This window comes from Sulfurovum sp. bin170 (genome assembly GCF_010892395.1).
Taxonomy (GTDB): domain Bacteria; phylum Campylobacterota; class Campylobacteria; order Campylobacterales; family Sulfurovaceae; genus UBA1140.
Genome location: NZ_JAACKB010000055.1, coordinates 1 through 4123, shown reverse-complemented (window position 1 = coordinate 4123; position 4123 = coordinate 1). Strand labels below are relative to the sequence as shown.

The 4123-nt window shown below is 36.4% G+C and carries 5 protein-coding genes; 3 read left to right on the top strand and 2 right to left on the bottom strand.

Annotation, left to right across the window (positions count from 1 at the left end; all coding sequences use genetic code 11):
- The 3 genes from GSY74_RS01265 to GSY74_RS01255 all read left to right on the top strand — a co-directional run.
- Positions 1 to 1552 (top strand): DEAD/DEAH box helicase (locus tag GSY74_RS01265; protein WP_370518755.1); only part of this gene is annotated, 1552 nt, incomplete at its 5' end.
- A gap of 213 nt (positions 1553 to 1765) precedes the next feature.
- Positions 1766 to 2269, top strand: a complete 504-nt coding sequence (locus GSY74_RS01260) for a TlpA disulfide reductase family protein (protein ID WP_164663286.1) — start codon at positions 1766 to 1768, stop codon at positions 2267 to 2269.
- A gap of 20 nt (positions 2270 to 2289) precedes the next feature.
- A complete protein-coding gene (locus GSY74_RS01255; RefSeq protein WP_164663285.1) occupies positions 2290 to 2991 on the top strand; it encodes a TlpA disulfide reductase family protein in 702 nt (233 codons plus the stop codon).
- Positions 2992 to 3167: 176 nt separating this feature from the next.
- On the opposite strand, the gene GSY74_RS01250 is transcribed toward GSY74_RS01255, so the two are convergent.
- Entirely contained in the window at positions 3168 to 3944 is a 777-nt protein-coding gene (locus GSY74_RS01250) for a DNA-processing protein DprA (protein WP_164663284.1), read from the bottom strand.
- Positions 3935 to 4123: hypothetical protein (locus tag GSY74_RS01245; protein WP_164663283.1), on the bottom strand; the 189-nt coding region annotated here is incomplete at its 5' end. The genes GSY74_RS01250 and GSY74_RS01245, both read right to left, overlap by 10 nt.

The following is a 4123-nucleotide window of genomic DNA, read 5'->3' as shown; positions in this document are numbered from 1 at the left end:
ATATGCACAATACCATACCCTACAAATTTTATTACAAAGAAGTACAATGACATTTAATGAATTTAATTTCAAAGATACCCTAAACCAAGCCATCAATGATGCAGGATTTAAAGAGCCAAGCCCCGTTCAAAGAGACTCAATTCCACTTATATTAGAGGGAAAAGACATCATCTCACAAGCTCAAACAGGTACAGGTAAAACCGCTGCTTTTGGTCTACCAATCATTCAGATGATGAGTGGAAACAAGGGTGTAGAGGCACTAGTTATCGTTCCAACACGAGAATTAGCAATGCAGGTCTCTGATGAGCTTTTCCGTTTTGGTAAAACATCGGGATTTAAAACAGCTACAGTTTATGGTGGAACACCATACAATAGACAGATAGATAGAATCAACCAAGCCAATATTATTGTAGCGACCCCAGGGCGACTTCAAGACCTACTAAAATCAAAAAGAATCACACTAAGTCCAAAATTTGTTGTCTTGGATGAGGCAGATGAGATGCTCGACATGGGATTTCTTGATGAGATTAAAAATATCTTTACCTTTTTACCAGCAGAGCGACAGACTCTAATGTTCTCGGCAACCATGCCAAAGCAGATTAAGGTACTAGCAGAACAGATTCTGAACAATCCAAAATCGGTAACTATTACAAAAAAAGAGAGAACCAACACAGACATTACACAAAAATTTTATGTGGTTGCTGACTATGAGAGAGATGATGCTCTACTGCGACTTATCGACTATAAAAATCCAAACAAATGTATCATATTTTGTAGAATGAAAAAAGAGGTAGATAGACTATCATCTTACATGACATCCCAAGGGTTTAAAGTGGCTGCCCTACATGGTGATATGGAGCAGAAACAGAGAGAGCATACAATTCGTTCATTCAAGCAGGGGCTTGTAGAGATATTTATCGCAACCGATGTAGCAGCAAGAGGTCTTGATGTCAATGATGTATCTCATGTATTTAACTACCATATGCCTTTTGATTCAGAGTCTTATGTTCATAGAATCGGTAGAACAGGTCGTGCTGGAAACAAAGGTGAGGCGATTACACTAGTATCTCCGAATGAGCTTAGAACTATAAAAAGAATTGAAAAAGATGTAGGAGCAACCCTAATAAGTGAAGTTATACCAACTCGTCAAGAGGTTCAGAGTCGTAAAGATAACGACCTGCTTATGAAAATTGTAGAGACAAAAGTTACTCCAAGTGCAATAGATATGGTAAAAACTCTTCAACATGATATTGATATAGTAGCCATTGCTCATCTTCTAGCAACCATTGTCCAAGAGAAGATAGATGTAAAAGGTAAAAATATTATCGGTCTTGGTCAAGAGGAGATAGAGAAGCTTATAGAGAAAGCTAAAAATCAAAAAGGTCGAGATACTGGTGATAGAAGTCGTCATGGTCGTGGCGGAAGTCGTGGTGGTAACCGTGGACGAAGTGGTAATCGTAGTAGTCGTGGAGGAGAGAGCAGAGGCAACAGTCGTGGAGAGAGTAAAGGTAACAGAAGAGGTAGTAGTGGCCGAGATAGAAATAGAGGATAAGGTTCTTTATTAGACTTCTTTCAAAACTCATTTGGAATCGGAGACTTTAGTCCCGAATATAACGAGGCTAAAGCCATCGGTTCCTAATTTTGAAAGAAGTCTATTAACAAGTAATATAGTTAAACAAAATTACTGATTTTTCAATAAATACACAATAAATACATTATTTATTGGGTATAATCATTTTGGTTTATTTTAAATAAGGAATGAAATATGAAAAAAATTATCTTAATCATACTGTTGGCACTAACTGTAACACTACAAGCAGAGTTTGAAAAATTCACACTTACTAATACTGAAGGTGAAAAGTTCAATATAACAGAGAGTAAAGATGGCTTAGTTTTTGAGGAGCATAAAGGCAAAGCTATCTTTTTGGTTCTATTTGGACACAACTGTCCTCCATGTAAAGAGGAGATACCAGAGCTTGTAGAACTTACTGAAAAGTATAAAGATAAACTTGAAATTATTGCAATAGAGGCACAAAGATATAGTGTAGAACAACTCAAAGCATTTAAAAAAGAGAATGGAATCAACTACAATTTAGTTACAGGTAAAGAGCATGATGATTTTGTGGGTTATATCGCAAATAAAGCTCAATGGAATGGGGCTATTCCATTCTTGATTGCTATAGATAAAAATGGTGCTGTAGACTCTATGGAGCAAGGTTTTATTCCCAAAAAAACACTTGAGGAATTAATTGAAAAATTAACTAAGTAACACTTTTAAGGAGGATAGAGATGAATAGAAAAAAAGTAGTATCTATAGTTATACTTTCGGGATTGGCACTGTTAAATACAGGTTGTATTCAAAAATATTTCTATGATAATAAAAATATAGAGAAGAAGGTGGAGTATAAAGATATAAAACCTGTAACAACAAATAGTAACCCTAATAGTAACCCCAATATCGCGTGTGATGAGGCAGGAACTCCAAAAGATAGCGACTGTGATATAGGAGCCATCTCAGCAAATGAACTAAATCATACACCCAAACAGGGTGAACAACATATCCTAAAAAGTATAAGAGGAAAAACTATACATGTTGGTGAAAAAGAAAAAGGATTTACATTTAATGAATACAGAGGGAAAGTAGTCATACTACAGATGTTTGGAAAAGATTGCCCCCACTGTATCAATGAGTTACCTGTTCTTAGAAAAATTCGCAAAAAATATAGAGGTAAATTGGAGGTTATTGCTATACAATCTCAAGAGAGAATGTCCAAACCTGTTGCTAGTAACTATATAAATCAACATAAGATTCGATACCCTATAGTTGAGGGAGAAGATGCTACCAATCTGCAATACTCTATACAAGAGACTTTTGGGTGGACAGGTATACTACCATATACTCTTGTAATCCATGATGATACAGTTAAATATATACACTCTGGTGAGGTATCTTATAAAGATTTAGACAGAGATATAGGTGAACTATTTTAGGACAAGGCGATGCCATTGTCCCTACAATATTTCAATTTCAAAACAGTAGAGACAAGGGATTCCCTTGTCTAAATCCTTAATTCATTGACATTGGGCTGAAGCCATCGGTTCCTTATATGCAATCTGCATTTTCGGAATCGGCGTGTTTACACCCGAACCATAAAATTTTAAATACCTTAAACTAAACGGATAAGTCCATTCTCTATGGCAATTAAGCCCTCTAACTCTGCCTCATAAACTCTTGTAGAGAACTTAGCAATAGCCTCATCAAATGTTGGTGAGGTTTGACAAAAATAGAAAAACTCATCTTTCTCTATAGCATCATCTTTAGGTACTACACCATAACTATTTGCAAAAGTTTCTATATCGTAAATAGGTTTTGCTAACCCTTGAGCCAAAAGCTGATTCGTCCCCATACTCTCTCCTAGACGATGTGGCAGAACAAATATCTCTCTTCCCATTTTTAGGGCAAACTCCACAGAACGCATAGAGCCACTACCCTCATCAGCCTCTGTAACTATAAGAGCAGAACCCAGAGCAACAACCAACTCATTTCGCACTACAAAACTCCACGGAGTCGCTTTGAATGTTGGGGAAAACTGACTCAACATCAATCCTCTCTGCTCTATCTGCTCTATAAGAGACCTATTTACAGCAGGATAACGAACATCTAAACTGTTTGCTACTACTGCAATCGTATTCTCTACCCCTGCTCCATTATGAGAGATAGCATCTACACCCATTGCCCCGCCACTTACTATACAAACCCCTCTACTAGACAATGCTTTAGCTAATGTATAAGTAAACTGTTTTGTATAGTTAGATGGTCTTCGTGTTCCAACCATAGAGACTTTTGCTCTTTTTAACAATCCTCTATCACCAATAGAATATAACTCTTTTGGATACTTTTTCATATCCTCTAGTGCAGAGATAGACTCCTCTATCAACTCCATGAAAACATCTTCTGTTTTACTGGTGGAGCAAGAAGACTCATCAGATTCTCCTCCTGCAACTCATAATATCTTGGTATCTGCTCATAGAGATTTTTATATACTTTATCTATCTCACTCAATTTCGAACATTTCTGTTTCAAAGAGTTTTTATATTCAGATAACTCATCTATTTTACTGTT

What these genes read in the sequence shown, in the direction of transcription:
- GSY74_RS01255 (WP_164663285.1), top strand. Translation starts at nt 2,290, where the DNA reads ATGAATAGAAAAAAAGTAGTATCTATAGTTATACTTTCGGGATTGGCA.
- GSY74_RS01250 (WP_164663284.1), bottom strand. Translation starts at nt 3,944, where the DNA reads ATGGAGTTGATAGAGGAGTCTATCTCTGCACTAGAGGATATGAAAAAG.
- GSY74_RS01260 (WP_164663286.1), top strand. Translation starts at nt 1,766, where the DNA reads ATGAAAAAAATTATCTTAATCATACTGTTGGCACTAACTGTAACACTA.